We start from the raw sequence: 17,608 nt of genomic DNA, 5'->3' as shown, positions 1-17,608 counted from the left end.
CAGACATGCTCACCTTAAGCAGCCTCGGCGGCGCCGGCACGGTCACGGGTTCGAAACACCTCCTCAGCCACGACGGACGCCGCATTCTGATCGATTGCGGCCTGTTCCAGGGACTGAAGAACCTGCGCGAACTCAACTGGGCGCAGCTTCCCGTCGAGGCGTCGAGCATCGACGCGGTTATCCTGACCCACGCCCACCTGGACCATTCGGGCTATCTGCCCAAGCTGGTGCGGGATGGCTTCCGCGGACCGATCTTCGCCACGGCGGCAACGAAGGATGTCAGCGAACTCATCCTGATGGACAGTGCGCACCTCCAGGAAAAGGACGCCGAATACGCCAACCGCAAGGGCTACTCGAAGCACAAGCCGGCACTGGCGCTCTATGGCGTTGCCGATGCCGAGCGCGCATTGTCGCAGTTCAGGCCCGTGTCCTTCGACAAGCCCGTCAAGCTTCCGGGCGGAGCCACCGCAACCTATCGTCACGCGGGCCACATTTTGGGCGCGGCCACGGTGGATATCGAATGGGCGGGCCGCCGCGTCGTCTTCTCGGGTGATCTCGGACGCTACGACGATCCGATGCTGCCCGACCCGGTAGCGGTGCCGGAAGCGGACTACGTCATCGTCGAGTCCACCTATGGCAACCGGGTGCACGAGGCGGGTGACCCGACCGAGATGCTCCGCGCGATCATCGAGCGGACCGTCCGCCGCGGCGGCACCCTTTTGATACCGGCATTCGCGGTCGGCCGCGCTCAGTCGATGCTCTATCATCTTTGGAAGCTCAAGACCGCCGGCCGGCTTCCCGACGTTCCCGTCTTCCTCGACAGCCCGATGGCCATCGATGCGACGGAACTGCTTCATACGCACAGCGCCGATCACCGCTTGCCGCCCGAGGTCTGCGACGACATCTGTGCCGTCGCGACCTATACCAGGGATGTCGAGGGGTCGAAGGCGATCACCGCGAGCCGCTACCCGAAGATCGTGATCTCGGCGAGCGGCATGGCGACCGGCGGCCGCGTGCTGCATCATCTGAAGGCCGACGCCCCGTCGCCCAAGAACACCATCCTGTTCGGCGGCTTCCAGGCTGCCGGGACGCGCGGCCGCGCCCTCGTTCAGGGCGCGCAGGAAATCAAGATCCACGGCGAGTGGATCCCGGTCCGCGCCGAGATCGCGGAGCTGCCGATGCTGTCGGCCCATGCCGACTCCAATGAACTGATGCGGTGGCTGTCGGGCTTCCGCAAGCGGCCCAACCGCGTCTTCATCGTTCACGGCGAGGACGAGGCTTCGGAAGCACTGCGCGTGCGGATCGACCGTGAACTCGGGTGGGAGGCCACGACGCCGCGGCAGGATCAGGTCTTCGAGCTATGACCGAGCCGCACGGTTCCACCGCTCCCTTCGCGCAGCCCGCGCTGCACGCCAGGCGGCTCGGCCTGCACACCCAGCACCAGCCCGTCGTGGTGATGCGCACCGATTGCCACGTCTGCCGGGCCGAAGGGCTTTCGGCCCGCTCGCAGGTCCTCGTCTCCGCCGGTAGCCGCCAGGTGCAGGCGACCCTGTTCCAGGTCGAGGGCGACGCGATGCTCGGCATCGACGACGCCGGGCTGTCGGAAACCGCATGGACGGCCCTTGGGGTACAGGAAGGCGAGGAAGTGCGCGTGACCCATGCGCCTGCCATCGAGTCCCTCGCCAATGTGCGCCGGCGCATCTATGGCAACCGCCTCGACGCACGCGCCCTCACCGACATCGTCAGGGACGTGACCGCCGGCCGCTACACCGACGTGCATCTCGCCGCCTTCCTCACCGCGAGTGCGGCCCTGCCCCTGGACGAAGCCGAAACGGCCGACCTCACCGCCGCCATGGTAGGCGTTGGCGACCGCCTCGGCTGGGACGCCCCCATCGTAGTCGACAAGCATTGCATCGGCGGCCTGCCGGGCAACAGGACCACGCCCATCGTCGTGGCGATCGTCGCCGCGAACGGGCTGCTCATGCCCAAGACCTCGTCGCGCGCCATCACCTCGCCGGCCGGCACGGCCGACACGATGGAGACGCTCGCCCCGGTGGACCTCGACGTTGCGACCCTCAAGCGCGTCGTCGAGGCCGAGGGCGGCTGCGTCGCATGGGGCGGTGCCGTGCATCTGAGCCCGGCCGACGACATCTTCGTCCGCGTCGAGCGCGAACTCGACGTCGACACCGAGGGGCAGCTCATCGCGTCCGTGCTTTCCAAGAAGATATCCGCGGGCTCCACCCATGTCGTGATCGACATCCCAGTGGGTTCGACGGCCAAGGTGCGCAGCGAGGAGGCCGCCGACGGCCTTGCGGCGCGGATGCGTGCAGTCGGATCGCGCTTCGGCCTCGAGGTTACCTGCATCCGCACCGACGGCTCGCAACCCGTCGGGCGCGGCATCGGGCCGGCGCTCGAGGCATTCGACGTTCTTGCCGTCCTGCAGAATGCACCGGGCGCGCCCGAGGACCTGCGCCGCCGCGCCGCCATGCTTGCAGGTGCTGCCCTGGAGATCGGCGGCAAGGCGGAGCGCGGAACCGGCGCCGCGCTGGCGCTCGAAACGCTGAGCAATGGCCGCGCCTGGGCGAAGTTCGCGGCGATCTGCGAGGCGCAGGGTGGCCTGCGCACGCCGCCGAAGGCAGCCATGGTCCATCCCCTGGTCGCGCCGCGCGCCGGACGGGTGGTCCACATCAACAACCGCAAGCTTGCCCGATTGGCCAAGCTCGCAGGCGCGCCCGACACAAAGGCAGCCGGCATCCATATGGAGATTCGCCTCGGCGACGAGATCGACCGGGGCCAGCCTTATTTGCATGTCCACGCCGAGACCTCCGGCGAGCTTGCCTACGCGCTCGACTACGCCGGATTGGCTGGCGACATTATCGAGGTCGAGGTGTAGGGGCAGGCCCGTTCCGCTCACAGGAGCGGGCTTGCCAGCCGCGCGATGTTCTCGCCGATCTTCCTGAAGACCGAACGCTTCTCCCAGTTGTCGAGCTTGAGGTCGGTGCTTGTGGCGAAGTAGCGGTCCTGCACCCGTCGCAACTGGTCGACGACCTTCGGGGCAAAGGCGACGAGGCTGATTTCGGCGTTCAGCACGAACGACCGGATGTCGAGGTTGCTCGAGCCGACAAGCGCGATGTCATCGTCGAAGGTGACGTGCTTGGCGTGCAGGAAGCGCCCTTCATAGAGGTGGATGCGCACCCCGGCGGTGAGAAGCTCCGCATAGTAGGATCTCTGGGCCCAGCTTACCAGAACCTGATCGACGAGCGAGGAGACGACAAGGTGCACCTCGACCCCACGCAGCGCCGCGATCTTCAACGCCTGCAGAAGCGCCTCGTCGGGCACGAAATACGGGGTCGTCAGCACGATACGCTCGTTGGCGCCATGCACGAGCGCGACCATGAGATCGCCGATGCCGGCGTCTGGATGGTCTGGCCCGCTCGCCAGCACCTGGGCGACCACCTTGGCGCCGGGAGCGTTGTGGGGAAACAGGGCGGGTGCGTCGAGCTTCTCGCCCGTTTCCATGTACCAGTCAGCGACGAAGACGGCCTGCAGTTCGGCGATGATCGGACCGACGACCCTTGCGACCAGCTCCTCGTTGATCAGTCCGCTGCGGAACTCCGCATTGGTGATGTTCTGCGAGCCGACATAACCGATGCGGCTGTCGACGACGGCGATCTTCCGGTGGTTCCTGAGGTCGGCGCGTGCCGACCTGCGGCGGAATATGCCCACTTCCAGCGCCAGTTGGACCTGCACACCGGCGGCCGCGAGTTGAGCGGATACCGGCCCCGCCCATCGCCGTGAACCGATCGCATCGATGAGCACGCGGCACTTGACCCCGCGGCGCGCGGCGCGATCGAGCGCGTCGATGACCCGGCGGCCGGTTTCGTCGTCGACGAAGATGTAGAACATCAGATGGACGGTCTCGCGCGCGCCGTCGATGTCCGCGATCAGCCGGTCGATCGCCTCGCCATATTCGGAGACGAATTCGATCTCGTTCCCGGACAGGGCCGGAAAGTGGCCGAGCTTCTCGATCAGGGCAGCCGGACCCTGCAGATTGGCGGGCAGTTCCGGACGCTGGCAGAACTGCGAGTGCCTTATCTCCTTCGATGCTGCCGAAAGCACTGCGTTCAGCCTGCCAAACCGCCTGCGGCGCCAGGCCGGATAGGTTGGCCTTCCGATCAGGAGGTAGATGAGAAGCGCCGGAATGGGCAGGAAGAACACCAGAAGCAGCCAGCTGCGCGATGCCTCCGCCGAACGCCGCAAGGGCACGACCACCACCATCACGAGGCGGATTGCCCACTCCACCGACAGATATGCAATCGCCCAGACGTCGCCATTTCCAATCATAGTGTCCTCGAGCAACTCCCGCCTGGCTGGGCTGCGTCCCGGCTGCCTGTTGCGCGTCCCTTGTGCCAGACCATGTAGATCAAGTGGAGAGAGACGATGGCCGCACCGAAGCAGAATACCGAGATGTAGGCATAGGAAAAGAAGACATAGGTGACGACCACGACCGCCATCACAAGCAGACCGAAAATCTTGACGTCGCGGTCGCGCACCAGAAGGAACGGCACGATGACGAGCGTCAAATAGATCGCATATGTCACCGCTCGAGGGATCAGGGCGTCGAGCAGGTTGATGTCCTGATATCGCACCGACCATTGGAAGAACGATGTCGTCAGCCAGCCCTGATGGGCGAAATAGGGCAGATATTGCAGGCCGCCCAGCATCGCGCCGGCGATGATGAGGGGGATGAGGATGCGCCGTCGCGCCCCAGCCTCCAGGGCATAGGCCGAGAGCGGCACCCAGATGGGCCAGACGATCCAGGTGAAGAACATGTAGACGAGCGAATATTGGCTCGCGAGAGCGGCGTCACCGGCTGCGCCGGCCGTCCAGACCAGCCCCTCCACGAACTGCTGCAGGCCGAACAGCAGCGGCAGCGTGCCGATCGCCAGATAGCGCACATCGCTGCGGATGGCGCCGAAGATGGTGGCGGTCCCGGCAGGCACCAGGACGGCCGCCGCGGCGAAGCTGACCTCAGCAGACAGGCACATTTCGGACCTCGACGGTTGGAGGGAGAACCTCGGAAGACGGCCGGGGCCGGCATAGGCGACGGCGGCTTGTCGCGCGTGCCGCCATGTCGATCGGAATTTGCGAGCCTAGGTCTGCCGCGCCAGCATGACCCGGAAGCGGGACAGTGCCGTCGCCAGGAAGGCGGCGCCGAGCAATGCCATGATCGCAAGATCCATCCACACGACTTCGACGCCCGCACCTCGGAAGAGCACGGCCTGGGCAAATCGGACGAAATGCGTCGACGGCGATATGTACATGATGTCCTGCAGCAGCGCCGGCATGCTCTCGAACGGGGCGAAGCTGCCCGACAGCAGGAACATCAAGACGAACACCGGGATGGACAGGAGCGAGAACTGGGGCATCGAGTTGGCGATCGTGGCGAGCATGATCCCCAGCGAGGTCACCGCGAACAGGTAGACGGCGGCTCCGACGAGGAAAAGCTCGACCGAACCGACGATGGGGATGCCGAGCGCGGTGTTGACCACGACGCGGAGCGAGAACGCCGCCGCGAGCAGCACCACGGCGGCATTGGCCCATATTTTCGCGACCGCGATCTCGCTCGATCGCACGGGCATCACTAGGAGGTGCTCGATGGTGCCGCGCTCGCGCTCGCGCATGACGGCCGCGCCGACCAGGATTATCGAAAGGATGGTGATGTTGTTGATCACCCCCATGCTCGCCGAAAACCGCATCGCCTCCAGGTTCTGGTTGAACATGGCGCGGACAACCGGCTCGATCGGAATGCCCGAGCCAGCGCCCTCGGCCTTGAGGAACGCGGCGGTCTCGCGGGCGATGATCTGCTGGATGTAGGCCGTGCCCACGGCGGCCTGGCTCACGGCCGTCGCATCGACGTTGATCTGGATGGATGGGCCCTGGTTTGCGATCAGATTGGCTTCGAGCTTCGGCGGTATCTCGAGAATGAACGTGAAGTAGCCCTTGTCCAGCAACCGGTCGACCTCCGACCGGTCGATCTCGCGCGGCGGCTGGAAGAAGGGCGGCTGGAGCGCATCCTTGATGCGAGCCGACAGCGCCGACTGGTCCGCGTCCACGACCGCGACCAGCGCATTGTTCACGTCGGTCCGCATGGCGGTCGATTCCGTGTAGACCGCGAAGGTGAAGACGTAGGCGATGAGCGCCATCATCACCACGTCGCTCGACAGGCTGGCGAGTTCCTTGAAGCCGAGCCGAAGCACGTTCTGTAGCCAGCGCAGCACGATCAGGCCCCCTGCTTGCGGACGGCTAGGCGCGCGGCCAACAAGAACAGCATGCCGAAGCCGAAGAGGACGCCCATTTCCTTCAGGAACGCGCTCATGCCCAGCCCCTTGGCGAACACACCGAGGCTGACGGTCTGGAACCAGAGCGATGGGAAGACGAGCCCCATCAGGCGGCCCGGCCCTTCGAGCGCCGACGGGGGGATGAGGAAGCCCGAATAATGCGCAGCCGTCATCGCCGTGACGACGGCGGTACCGAAGATGGCCGCCACCTGGGTCGACACGAAAGCCGAAACCAGAAGGCCGAAGGCCGTGGCGGCGAAGACGTAGAGCGCCGCGGCGACGGAAAGGGCGACGATCGATCCTTTCGGCCAGACGCCCAATATGCCGCCGGCCATGACGAGCAGGCTCGCATAGGTGAGGATGCCGATGGCGATGTAGGGCAGCTGCTTGCCGAGGAGGTACTCGCCGACGGTGGCGGGCGACGCATAGACGTTGGTGATCGAGCCCAGTTCCTTCTCCCGCACCACGCCGAGCGCGGTCAGCATCGCAGGGAAAATGATCAGCAGCAGCATGATGCTTCCCGGCGTGATCGCAAACACGCTGCGGAAGTCCTGGTTGTATCGGAACCGAGGTTCGACGGAGATTGGAAGCAGTTGCGGCGCCCGGCCCTCCGCGCGGCGGTAGCGCTCGTTGGTGTAGGCCAGCACCGCGCCGCCTATATAGGCGCGGGCGGTCTCGGCAAGGAATGTGTTGCCGCCTTCCAGCCAGAAGCTGACCTCCGGCTGGCGTCCCTGCAGCAGGTCCCGGCCGAAGCCCGGCGGGATGTCGACGGCAAAGCGCAGTTCCCCCGACTGCAGGCGCCGATCGATCTCGAGTTCGCTTGCCAGCGGCGACCGCTCGGCGAAATAGCGGGAATTGGAGAACTGCTCCAGAACGAGCCGGCTTTCGTAGGATTGGTCGCGGTCGAGCACCGCATAGCGAAGCTTCTCGATGTCGAACGAGATGCCGTAGCCGAAGGCAGCCATCAGGATGATCGGTCCGAGCAGCGCGAATGCGAGCCGGATGCGATCGCGCAGCACCTCGATCGCTTCGCGCCGCGCGAATGTCCATATCCGGTAGAGGGATGCAGCGACAGTGCGGTCGGAAGCGCTGCGGGCGCGGCCCGCCGCCCGCTCCGGACCGGCAATAGCTGCCACCTCGGCGCGCAGGGCCGGAGCCTGGTTCGTCGCGGGCAGCGTCGAGCTTTGGGCCTCCTCCTGGAGATAGGCGATGAACGCATCTTCGAGGCTCGCCGCCTTCCGGCCTTCGCGCACGTCGTCGGGGGTGCCGATCGCCAGCACGCGGCCGGCATTCATGAGCGACACGCGATCGCAGCGCTCCGCCTCGTTCATGAAGTGCGTCGAGACGAAGATGGTCACTCCGTCCTTGCGCGACATCTCGGCCAAAAGGCGCCAGAAGCGGTCGCGGGCCGCCGGATCCACGCCGGAAGTCGGCTCGTCCAGGATGAGCACTTCGGGCCTGTGCAGGCAGGCGGCGGCGAGCTGGAGCCGCTGCCGCATGCCGAGCGGCAACGCCGGCGGAAACGCATCGGCGACGGCGGTCAGATCGAAGCGCACGAGCGCAGCGTCGACCCGCTCTTGAAGTTCGCCGCGGGAAATGCGGAACAGCCGGCCGTTCAGCTCCAGGTTACCCCGCACCGTCAGCTCCTCATAGAGCGAGAAGGACTGCGACACGTAGCCGATCCGCATGCGCGTCGCGATATCGCGGGCGTCGACCGGCTTGCCCAGCAGCTCGGCGCGCCCCTCGGTCGCCGGCAGCAGTCCCGCGAGCATCTTCATGGTCGTCGACTTGCCGCAGCCGTTGGGACCCAGGAAGCCGAAGATCTCGCCCCGTTCGATCTCGAAGCTGACATGGTCGACGGCGGTGAAGTCGCCGAAGCGCATGGTGAGGTTTTCCGCCGAGATCGCCGGCGGGCCGCCCGCCTGGACAAGCTTTGGGATGACCAGCGGCGAGCGTTCGCCGCGGCGTTCGGGCCGTTGCAGGGCGACATAGGCCTCCTCGAGGGTGGCGGCGCCCGCGCGTGCCAGGACCTCCGATGTCGGGCCGGCGGCGAGCACCCTGCCCTCGTCCATCGCCACGATGCGCTCGAACCGCGCGGCCTCGTCCATGTAGGCGGTAGCGACCAGGATCGTCACCGCGGGCCGGCTTGCGCGCATCCGGTCGATCAGGTCCCAGAACTGGCGGCGCGACAGCGGATCGACGCCGGTCGTCGGCTCGTCGAGGATCAGAAGGTCGGGATCGTGGACCAGCGCACAGCACAGCCCGAGCTTCTGCTTCATCCCCCCGGACAGCTTGCCGGCGGGCCGATCCGGAAACGGCGCGAGCCCGGTGGCTTCGAGCAGAACCGCGATCCTGGCCCGGCGCTCCTCGGCGCTCTGCCCGTAGAGCCGGCCGAAGAAGTCGATGTTCTCGACCACCGAAAGCGACTGGTAGAGATTGCGGCCGAGCCCTTGCGGCATGTAGGCGATGCGGGAAGCCACCGCGTCGCGATGGGCACGCGAAGCCATCTCGCCGGCAAGGACCGTGGCCGATCCGGACTGGATGCGGCGCACCCCCGCGATCAGGCCGAGCAGGGTCGACTTGCCGACCCCGTCGGGGCCGACGAAGGCGACGCTCGACCCAGCCGGGATCGCCAGGCTGATGTGGTCGAGCGCCAGCGTTGCGCCATAGCGGTGAACGATCTGCTCCACACGAACGGATGTCGCGCTGTCGTCAGGGGACATTCGGCAGCCTCGGCGCGAGATTGGCCGGCCACGCAGCGGCACCGTTGATCTTCACATAGGCGGTGCCGGTCATTCCTGGCTTCACATAGCCCTGATAGGCCTGCAGCAATTGCGGATCGATATGCAGATTGACGCGGTACATGAGCTTTTCCCGCTCATTCGCCGTCTCGACATATTTCGGCGTGAACTGAGCGTCGGCAGCGACGAACTCGACCATGGCCGGAACGACGTATTCGGGGGCGCTGTCGAGGACGATGCGTGCCTCCGACCCAAGTTCGACGCGCCCAACCTGGCCGGTGGGCAGAAAGATCGTCATGTGGGCATCGGACAGGTCGAGCAACGTCAGCACCCGTCCGCCCGCCGGGACGACCTCGCCATCCTGGGCGAGCCGGTATTCGACCCGTCCGGCGACCGGCGCCTTCAAGGTCATGTCGGCGATCACGGCTTCGATCTGTGTCACCTGGGCCAAGGCTGCCTCGGTGGCGGCATTGGCGTCCTCGACGGCGACCTTGGCGCTCTCGAGGATCGCTTTCGCGACGTCCCGCTGCGCGGTGCGCCGGTCCAGCTCCGCCGGAGCCGAGGCGCTGGTACGCACGAGTTCGACGACCCGTCCGAGTTCGGTCTCGGCAAGCTTCAGCTCTGCCTCGCGCAGGACGACGTCGGCCTGGGCGCGGGCAATGCTTTGGTGGGCGCGGTGGACGGCTGCCTTCGCCGCGGCCAGTTGAGCCAGGGTCTCGGTCGTGTCGACACGGACGAGAACGTCGCCCTTCTGCACGACCGCCCCCTCGTCGACGCGCACCTCGGCCAGGCGGCCGGCATATTTCGTCGCAACGTCGACGCGCTCGACCTCGATGCGGCCGTTGGCGCGCGCCAGCCCTTCGGGGATGCGGGCGGCCTGCAGCTGCGACCAGTATGCATATCCGCCCCCCGCGGCGGCACCCACGACCAGAATTGCAAGCACTGGAGCAATACGCATGACGACGGTTCGCAGCTGGAGTGGTTGTCAAAGGCTCACGTCCGGTCCGGCAGCCACAGAATTGTCGCCTGCCGGACCTTCGATCACCGGGACGCTACATCAGGCGGGCCCGACTGAATTTAATCTGCATCAAGGTTTTGCGGACGCCCTAGCGATAGCCAGGAGGTCGATCGGCTGGCAGCCCCGGCAACGTCTGGTGGCGCCATCCGGTCGCGAACGCGCGGCGGCGGAGCCGTCGCAACACGATGACCAGTCAAGCAACCTGGTCGACCCGGTTAAAAGGAGTCCCAGGGATGAAGACGGCCACTCTCGATGTCGGCGGCATGCTGTCCATGCTCGACTATCAATGCGTCGAAAAGCAACTCGGCCAGTTGCGCGGGGTAAACCGGGCGACGTCCAACATCGCCTCCAACAGCGTGACCGTCGAGTACGACGATGCTGTCGTCGGCATCTCGCTGCTCAAGGAGAAGATCGACGAGTGCGGCTTCCACTGCAAGGGCGAGGTCGTGCCCAGTCACATCCGTGCGACGCACCCCGCTGGTGCGCATGCCGAGCCCGCAGCCGTGGCGGGTGCGAAGGGGCATGGCCACGACCATGGCGGCCACGCCGCCCCGGGGGCCGCGAAGCCGTCACGCCCGATGGCGCCCGAGGTGGCGCACGAAATGGGCCATGGCGCCGGCATGGACATGCAGGGGATGGTGCGCGACATGCGCAACCGCTTCTGGGTCAGCCTCGTCTTCGCGGCGCCGATCTTCCTGTACTCGCCCATGGGGATGTTCACGCCGCCGGCGCCGCCGCTCGGGCTGAGCCTCGACCTCTGGCTGTTCTTCCTGGCCACTGCGGCGATCCTGTACCCAGGCTGGCCGTTCGTCGTCGCCGCGATCCGGGCGCTGCGCAACGGCGTTCTCAACATGGCCGTGCTGGTGCTGCTCAGCGTCGGCACGGGATACCTGTTCAGCGTCGGCACGACGTTCCTGTTCGAAGGCCAGCAGTTCTACGAGGCATCCGCGGTGCTTCTGGTCTTCATCCTGCTGGGCCATTGGCTGGAGATGCGGGCGCGGGCGGGCGCCTCGGAAGCGATCCGGGCGCTGCTCGATCTGGCGCCGCCCAAGGCGACGGTGCTCCGCGACGGCCGCGAAGTCGAGATCCCGACCGCCGAGGTGGTCGTGGGCGACACCATCGTCATCCGCCCGGGCAACAAGATCCCGGTCGACGGAACGGTGACGGACGGCGTCTCGCAGGTCGACGAATCGATGCTCACCGGCGAATCCATGCCGGTCGGCAAGAAGCCAGGCGACGCGGTGATCGGCGCGACGATCAACAAGAGCGGCACCTTCCGCTACAGCGCGACCAAGGTCGGCGCCGACACGGCCCTCGCCCAGATCGTCAAGCTGGTTCAGGAAGCGCAGAATTCCAAGGCGCCCGCGCAGCTGCTCGCCGATCGCGCTTCGCAATGGCTGGTGCTCATCGCCATCGTCATCGGGCTCCTCACCTTCGTGGCGTGGTATTTCTGGCTGGGTCAGCCGCTGCTTTTCGCCCTGACGCTGACGATCACCGTGTTCGTGATCGCCTGTCCCGATGCGCTCGGCCTCGCAACGCCGATGGCAGTCATGGTCGGCACCGGCCTCGGCGCCATGAACGGCATCCTGTTCAAGAATGCCGCGGCACTTGAGGACGCGACGAAGCTGGACGTCATCATCTTCGACAAGACCGGCACCCTGACCGTCGGCCAGCCGGAGGTCGTCGAGGTGGTGACCGCCCCTGGGGCCAGCGCCGACGGCGTGCTTGCAGCGGCCGCCGCTGTTGAGCAGGGCTCCAGCCATCCGCTGGCACAAGCCATCCTTCGTCGTGCACAGGGCCTGACAGTGCCGACGCAGAAGGCCTTCGAGAACCTGGAAGGCATGGGCGCCCGCGCCGACGTCGATGGCGATACGGTGTTCCTGGGCAACCGCAGGCTGATGGATCTCGAGAAACTCGATCTCGGGCCTATCGAAGCGGACGCACAGAGGCTGCAGGGCGCCGGCCGCACCGTGGTCCACGTGGCGCGCGCCGGCAAGGTGATCGGCCTGGTCGCCATCGCCGATGCGCCGCGTCCGACGGCAGCTGCGACCGTCGCCAAGCTGCGGGAGCGCGGCGTGCAGGTCGCCATGCTCACCGGCGACAATGCCGGCACGGCCCAGCGTATCGCTGGCGACCTCGGGCTCGACATGGTGCTCGCCGACGTCCTCCCCGGACAGAAGGCCAGCAAGATCAAGGAACTGCAGGCGCAGGGCAAGAAGGTCGGCATGGTCGGCGACGGCGTCAACGACGCGCCCGCGCTCACCCAGGCCGATGTCGGCTTCGCCATCGGTGCCGGCACGGACGTCGCCATCGAGAGCGCCGACGTCGTGCTGATGAAGAGCGACCCTTACGACGTCGTCGGCGCGGTCGAACTCTCGCACGCGACCTTGCGCAAGATGCACCAGAACCTCTGGTGGGCCGTAGCCTACAACGTCGTAGCCTTCCCCCTCGCCGCCGGCGTCCTCTACCCGGTCCTGCTCAGCCCGGAGGTTGCCGCACTGGCCATGTCGGGAAGCTCGGCGATCGTCGCCGTCAATGCCCTGATGCTGAAGCGCACCAGGCTGGCCGGTATCACGCGCCACAACGCGCAGGAACCGTCCCTGCGGCCGGCCCAGGCCACGGCCTGACTTGGGAGGCTGGCGTGCGTAGCCTACCCTGGTATGCCTTCTCGGCCATCCTGGTCGCGATGTTCGCGATCAGCGTCGGCTACGGCATCGTGCTGCCGGCCCTGCCGTTCCTGCTCGAGCGGGTGGCCGGCAGCGCCGACCCGGCCGCACTTTCCCGCCACACGGGGCTGCTGACCGGCGCCTACATCCTCGCCATCTTCCTGTTCGCGCCGATGTGGGGCAGGCTATCGGACCGCAGGGGGCGTCGACCCGTCCTGCTGGTCGGCCTGATCGGCTTCGCCGCGACGGCCCTGATTTTCGCGACGGCCGAAAGTCTGCCGCTGCTCTACGCCGGCAGGTTCCTCAGCGGCCTCTTTGCCGCCGCCATCACCCCGGTGGCCTATGCGCTGGTCGGCGATCACGCGCCGTCGAAGGCGTGGCGCGCCCATCGGTTCGCCATGATCAACATCGCCGGCATGGCCGGCTTCTTCGTCGGTCCACTGCTCGGTGGTCTAGTGGCGGGCAGTGCCGGCAAGCTCTCGGTCGCGACAGGCGATCGCCTGCTGTTGACCCCGTTTATCGCCGTCGTCGCCCTCGCTTTGGCGGCAGCGCTCATGGTTCGCGCGCTGCTTCCGGCCGCTGTCCGGCGCCAAGCCTCCATGGTGGTGGCTCCTCGCGTTCAAGCCGATCGGGCGGTCGTGCTTCGTCTGCGGGCCGTCGCTTTCGTGACCGCCTTGGCGGTCGGCTCGTTCGAGGTCGGACTGGCGCTGCGCGGCAAGCAGATCCTCGGGCTCGACGCCACCCATATCGGCGCCATGTTCGCCGAATGCAGCCTGGTCATGTTCATCGTCCAGGCGCTGGTCTTTTCGCCCTTCATCGATCCCGCCCGCACGCGCTGGCTGATCGCTCCCGGCCTCGCGACCCTGGCCGCGGGCCTGGCGATGGTTCCGCTTGCCGAGAGTGCGCTCGCCATGACGGTCGCCGTGGCCCTGATCGCGGCCAGCGCCGGCATCCTGTCGCCGGTCGCCACCTACTGGGCGTCGCTCGGCTCGACTGAAACGCAAGGCGCCGATCTCGGCCGGATGACGGCCGCCGCGAGCCTCGGCCAGGCCGTTGGCTCGACTGCCGGCGGCTTCCTGTTCGACGTTGAGTTGCTGCCATACGCCGGATTTACGGTCACGGCGGTGATTGTTGCCGCCGGCCTGCTGGCGAGCCTGCCCCTGCCCCGGCTGCTCCGACCGGTCGCGGACGATCAGGCCGATCGCCAACGGAACCAAGGTCTGCAGCAATGATGGCGTGTATCGTCCCGGGTCGTGAATGTCCAAGACGTGCGGTCAGCCGCCCGTGGCAGCCGCCAGCGCCCGGGGCTTCAGGATCTTGACGGTCCGTAGCGTCGTGAGCTCGATCATGCCGAGCCCCTTGAGCTTGGTCAGGACCCGGGAGACGGTCTCGAGCGAGAGGCCGAGATAGTCGCCGATGTCCGAACGCGACATCGGCAGATCGATGAGGTCGGTGTCGCCCTGCCGAACCGACATGTCCAGCAGGAAAGCAGCCACGCGCTCGACGGCGTTCTGCCGGCCAAGGACCAGGAGGTGCTCCTGGGCCCGCACCAGGCCGCGCAAGGCCAGGGGCAGGATCTGCCGGGACAGGTCAATCGCGGTGGCAAGGCGAATCGAACAGACCGCGGTGGTCACGACGGCGTCCGCGGAGAAATGATGGCTGCGATCCGCCTCGAACCCGAACACCTCGCCCGGCAGGTAGAATGCCGCGATCTGCCGCCGTCCGTCGTCCAGCAGGCGATAAGTCCTGACGCAGCCGAACTTGACCTCGTAGAGGCAGTTGACCTCGTCCCCTTCGCAGAAGATCTCGGAACCGGCGGGATGGAACGAGACGGGCATCGGGTCGCCGAACAGGCTTTCCCGATCCCAGCTGGCTGCGTCCAAGGCCTGGCGATCTTTGAAGGACTGTATCCTGCGGTGCAGCGTCATGGTTCCCTCCTGCGTATGAGGGCTTTATGGCGCGCCCGCGAGCGCAGGAAAATTCGGTTACATCCCTACGTAGCTCTACGTAGTCCGTCCAGCCGACGACGCCGCTAGCGAGAGCCCAGGCCGGCTTCGAGCGCCATGCGGACGAGCTCGGGCAGGCTTTTCGCCTCCATCTTCGCCATGACGTTGGCGCGATGCACCTCGACCGTCCGCGGGCTGATGTCGAGATCGAAGGCAATGGTCTTGTTCGGCAAGCCGGCAACGACCGCCGCAAAGACCTCCCGCTCCCGTTCGCTCAGCGTCGCCGCGCGGCTGCGGATCGCGGCCGCGTCCTCCTGAACCGCCACTTTCGCAAGGGCCGCGATGGCGCGTTCGATCGCCGCGATCAGCACTTCGTCCTGGAAGGGTTTTTCGATGAAGTCCACAGCCCCCGCTTTCATGGCCTCCACCGCCAGCGGCACATCGCCGTGTCCGGTGATGACGATCGTGGGCACGTGGTTCGGAAGCTGGCGCAGCCGTCTCAACAGTTCGATGCCATCCATCTCGGGCATGCGCAGGTCCGTGACGAGGCATCCGTTGCGGATGTTCGGCGCGATGCTGAGGAATGCGAGGGCCGACTCGTGCTGGCGCACCGTGAATCCCGACATGGTCAGGAGAAAGGCCAGGGATTTCCTGACGGCCTCCTCGTCGTCGACGATGTGAATGACATAGTCGCCCTTATCCATTGCTCGCCCCTTCCTCGTATGCAGGCAGGGTGAACCGCAACGTCACGCCGCCATGGGCATTGCGTGTCATGCTGATGCCGCCTCCATGGGCCTCGACGATCCGTTTGGATATCGACAGGCCGATCCCCATTCCGCCCGGCTTCGTCGTGGTGAAGGGCTTGAACAGTTGCGAAGCCACCTCTTCGGAAATCCCGGACCCCGTATCCGAGACCTCGACGACGACCTCGCCCGCCTCGCCCGGCGACGTACGCACGGTCAGGAGCCGTGTCTCGCTGTCGCGCATGGCCTCCATCGCATTGCGCATCAGATTGGTCAGGACCTGCTGTATCTGCACCTTGTCGGCCATCACCATCGCCGCGCCGGGGGCGAATTCGAAGATCGAACGAACGCCGCGCTCCTTCGAGCCCATGAGCGCGAGCGCCCCGGCCTCCTCGACAAGCGTGCGAATGTCCACAGGGGCCTTCTCGGTCTCTCCGCGCATGACGAACTCGCGCAAATGCCGGATGATCTGGCCTGCCCTCAGCGACTGGTTGGCCATTTCCGAGAGCGCCTCTGGCAGATAGGCCATCGCCTTGTCCGGGCTGTCGCGCAACATGCGGTTCGCACCCTGGGCATAGTTGGCGATCGTCGAAAGGGGTTGGTTGAGCTCATGCGCCAGCGTGGAGGCCATTTCGCCGAGTTCGTTCAACCGAGCCAGCCGGGCCAGTTCGCCCTGGATCTCCTGCAGGCGAGCAGCCGATTCCTCTCGTTCGGTCAGGTCGCGAATGAACCCGGTGAAGTAGGTCTTGCCATCGACCTTCATCTCTCCCACCGCAAGCTTCATAGGAAAGGTGGACCCGTCCTTGCGACGGCCGACAACCACGCGATCCACCCCGATGATGCGCTTTTCGCCGGTGGCGAGGTAGCGCTGGATGTAGCCGTCGTGTCCGCTCCGGTACGGTTCCGGCATCAGCATGCGGATGTTCTGGCCGCGGACTTCGTCTTCCTTGTATCCGAACTGCCGGACGGCCGCCGCGTTGAAGGAGACAACGGTCCCATCGCCCTCGATGACGACAGTGGCGTCCAGGACCGTGTCCAATATGGACCTGAGATGGACTTCGCGTTCCTCCAGAGCCTTTCGCGTGACTTCGATAGAATCCCAGGCCCGGTGGAGAAGCTCGCCGATCGCCGCTATGGCGACGCCGACGGCGACAAACAGCAGCACGGCCGCCGCGTTGTCGGTCCGAGACAGGTCTTCCCCGAAGAAGTACGAGCCTGCGAAGACCGACATTGCCACCGACAGCAGGCCGGGGCCGATGCCGCCGAGGATCGAGGCGAGAAGGATTGCGGGCACGAAGAGCGTGAAGGCCGCTCGCTCGGCGAGCACATCCTGAAGTACGATGCGGACAAGGAGAGCCGCGGCTACCGTCAGGAACGCAACGAGATACCCTGCCATCCCCTTGTATCGCAAAGGGAAGGAATGCGGGCTGACGCGCGTGGACAGGGAACCGCCATCCATGATGCGATCTTCTCAAATGTCATCGGTTGCCGGACGTAAGCGCCAGGGTCGGTATACAACAGCCCCTGCCGCTCAGCCATCGAATCTGCCTCGACATATGAAGACATCGCGCGTTTGTTGATTTCTATCAATGCGCTACGAAGGTATTACAAGAATTCAATAGCATTGCCGTCCGCGATGCCCGACCGTCGGGCAAGCATTGCGAACTGCCATTGGCTTGGCCGGTCCTGGCGCCCAGGTGAAGCCACGCGCGGTCCGCGGAACGGCACGGGCTACTACGGGCGTTCCACCCGGGCGACACGGTAGGTATGCATGGCTCCCTTGCGGCCGATCGACAGGTATTCGCCGACGATGAATTGCTCCTCGCCAAGCCGAAATCCGATCTCGTCGTCGCCCTCGCCCTCGGCGTAGTCGAAATACCATTGGCCACCGGGCTTGCGCCGGACGAGGCCGATCAGGTCTTCCGCCCGTTCGGAGAATTTCCTGACGCGGCATAGCGCCTGGCGCGATTTCCACTCGGCGGCGGCGATGCGTCCGGCATCGTCCAGGGGAATGAGCAGGTCGTAGCCGGCGTCCCGGTCACCCTCGGGATGCCCTTTCTCGCGGGCGAGGAGCAGCCGGACACTGCGGAAGCCCGGGGTGAAATCCTTGATCGTCGGCATGGCAGGTTCCTTTCCGGTCCATGACTACCGCA

The 17,608-nt window shown here is 66.2% G+C and carries 13 protein-coding genes; 4 read left to right on the top strand and 9 right to left on the bottom strand.

Annotated features, from left to right (window positions below):
* Nucleotides 1–5: 5 nt before the first annotated feature.
* Both AmiPiv_RS01705 and AmiPiv_RS01700 read left to right on the top strand, forming a co-directional pair.
* Entirely contained in the window at nt 6–1,364 is a 1,359-nt protein-coding gene (locus AmiPiv_RS01705; protein WP_340035515.1) for an MBL fold metallo-hydrolase, read from the top strand.
* A complete protein-coding gene (locus tag AmiPiv_RS01700; RefSeq protein WP_340035514.1) occupies nt 1,361–2,893 on the top strand; it encodes a thymidine phosphorylase family protein in 1,533 nt (510 codons plus the stop codon). Before AmiPiv_RS01705 ends, AmiPiv_RS01700 begins: the two co-directional genes overlap by 4 nt.
* A 17-nt stretch (nt 2,894–2,910) precedes the next feature.
* Here AmiPiv_RS01700 and cls read toward each other — a convergent pair whose 3' ends face one another.
* The 5 genes from cls to AmiPiv_RS01675 all read right to left on the bottom strand — a co-directional run bounded on the left by cls (nt 2,911) and on the right by AmiPiv_RS01675 (nt 10,040).
* A complete protein-coding gene (gene cls, locus AmiPiv_RS01695; protein ID WP_340035513.1) occupies nt 2,911–4,344 on the bottom strand; it encodes a cardiolipin synthase in 1,434 nt (477 codons plus the stop codon).
* Entirely contained in the window at nt 4,341–5,048 is a 708-nt protein-coding gene (locus AmiPiv_RS01690; RefSeq protein ID WP_340035512.1) for a DUF6629 family protein, read from the bottom strand. The genes cls and AmiPiv_RS01690 overlap by 4 nt, the downstream gene beginning before the upstream one ends.
* A gap of 105 nt (nt 5,049–5,153) precedes the next feature.
* Entirely contained in the window at nt 5,154–6,281 is a 1,128-nt protein-coding gene (locus tag AmiPiv_RS01685) for an ABC transporter permease (RefSeq protein WP_340035511.1), read from the bottom strand.
* Nucleotides 6,282–6,283: 2 nt separating this feature from the next.
* Nucleotides 6,284–9,064, bottom strand: coding sequence for a ribosome-associated ATPase/putative transporter RbbA (rbbA, locus tag AmiPiv_RS01680; RefSeq protein ID WP_340035510.1), 2,781 nt, complete (start codon nt 9,062–9,064; stop codon nt 6,284–6,286).
* Complete coding sequence (locus tag AmiPiv_RS01675; protein ID WP_340035509.1) at nt 9,054–10,040, bottom strand: HlyD family secretion protein; 987 nt, start codon at nt 10,038–10,040, stop codon at nt 9,054–9,056. Before AmiPiv_RS01675 ends, rbbA begins: the two co-directional genes overlap by 11 nt.
* A gap of 293 nt (nt 10,041–10,333) precedes the next feature.
* On the opposite strand from AmiPiv_RS01675, the gene AmiPiv_RS01670 reads away from it, so the two are divergent.
* Entirely contained in the window at nt 10,334–12,727 is a 2,394-nt protein-coding gene (locus AmiPiv_RS01670; RefSeq protein ID WP_340035508.1) for a heavy metal translocating P-type ATPase, read from the top strand.
* Nucleotides 12,728–12,786: 59 nt separating this feature from the next.
* A complete protein-coding gene (locus AmiPiv_RS01665) occupies nt 12,787–13,998 on the top strand; it encodes an MFS transporter (RefSeq protein WP_340035507.1) in 1,212 nt (403 codons plus the stop codon).
* A gap of 42 nt (nt 13,999–14,040) precedes the next feature.
* On the opposite strand, the gene AmiPiv_RS01660 is transcribed toward AmiPiv_RS01665, so the two are convergent.
* The 4 genes from AmiPiv_RS01660 to AmiPiv_RS01645 form a co-directional block, all read right to left on the bottom strand.
* On the bottom strand, nt 14,041–14,694 hold the full coding sequence (locus AmiPiv_RS01660) for a helix-turn-helix domain-containing protein (RefSeq protein WP_340035506.1): 654 nt from the start codon (nt 14,692–14,694) through the stop codon (nt 14,041–14,043).
* 104 nt (nt 14,695–14,798) lie between these two features.
* On the bottom strand, nt 14,799–15,416 hold the full coding sequence (gene fixJ / locus AmiPiv_RS01655) for a response regulator FixJ (RefSeq protein ID WP_340035505.1): 618 nt from the start codon (nt 15,414–15,416) through the stop codon (nt 14,799–14,801).
* Nucleotides 15,409–16,851 (bottom strand): PAS domain S-box protein, encoded by a 1,443-nt coding sequence (locus AmiPiv_RS01650; RefSeq protein WP_445206880.1) that lies wholly within the window; start codon nt 16,849–16,851, stop codon nt 15,409–15,411. Before AmiPiv_RS01650 ends, fixJ begins: the two co-directional genes overlap by 8 nt.
* 338 nt (nt 16,852–17,189) lie before the next feature.
* Nucleotides 17,190–17,576 (bottom strand): hypothetical protein, encoded by a 387-nt coding sequence (locus tag AmiPiv_RS01645; protein ID WP_340035503.1) that lies wholly within the window; start codon nt 17,574–17,576, stop codon nt 17,190–17,192.
* Nucleotides 17,577–17,608 lie beyond the last annotated feature (32 nt).

It is taken from the genome of Aminobacter sp. Piv2-1, assembly GCF_037625995.1.
Classification (GTDB): domain Bacteria; phylum Pseudomonadota; class Alphaproteobacteria; order Rhizobiales; family Rhizobiaceae; genus Aminobacter.
The sequence above is the reverse complement of the archived record's forward strand: the minus strand, read 5'-3'. Positions and strand labels throughout refer to the sequence as shown.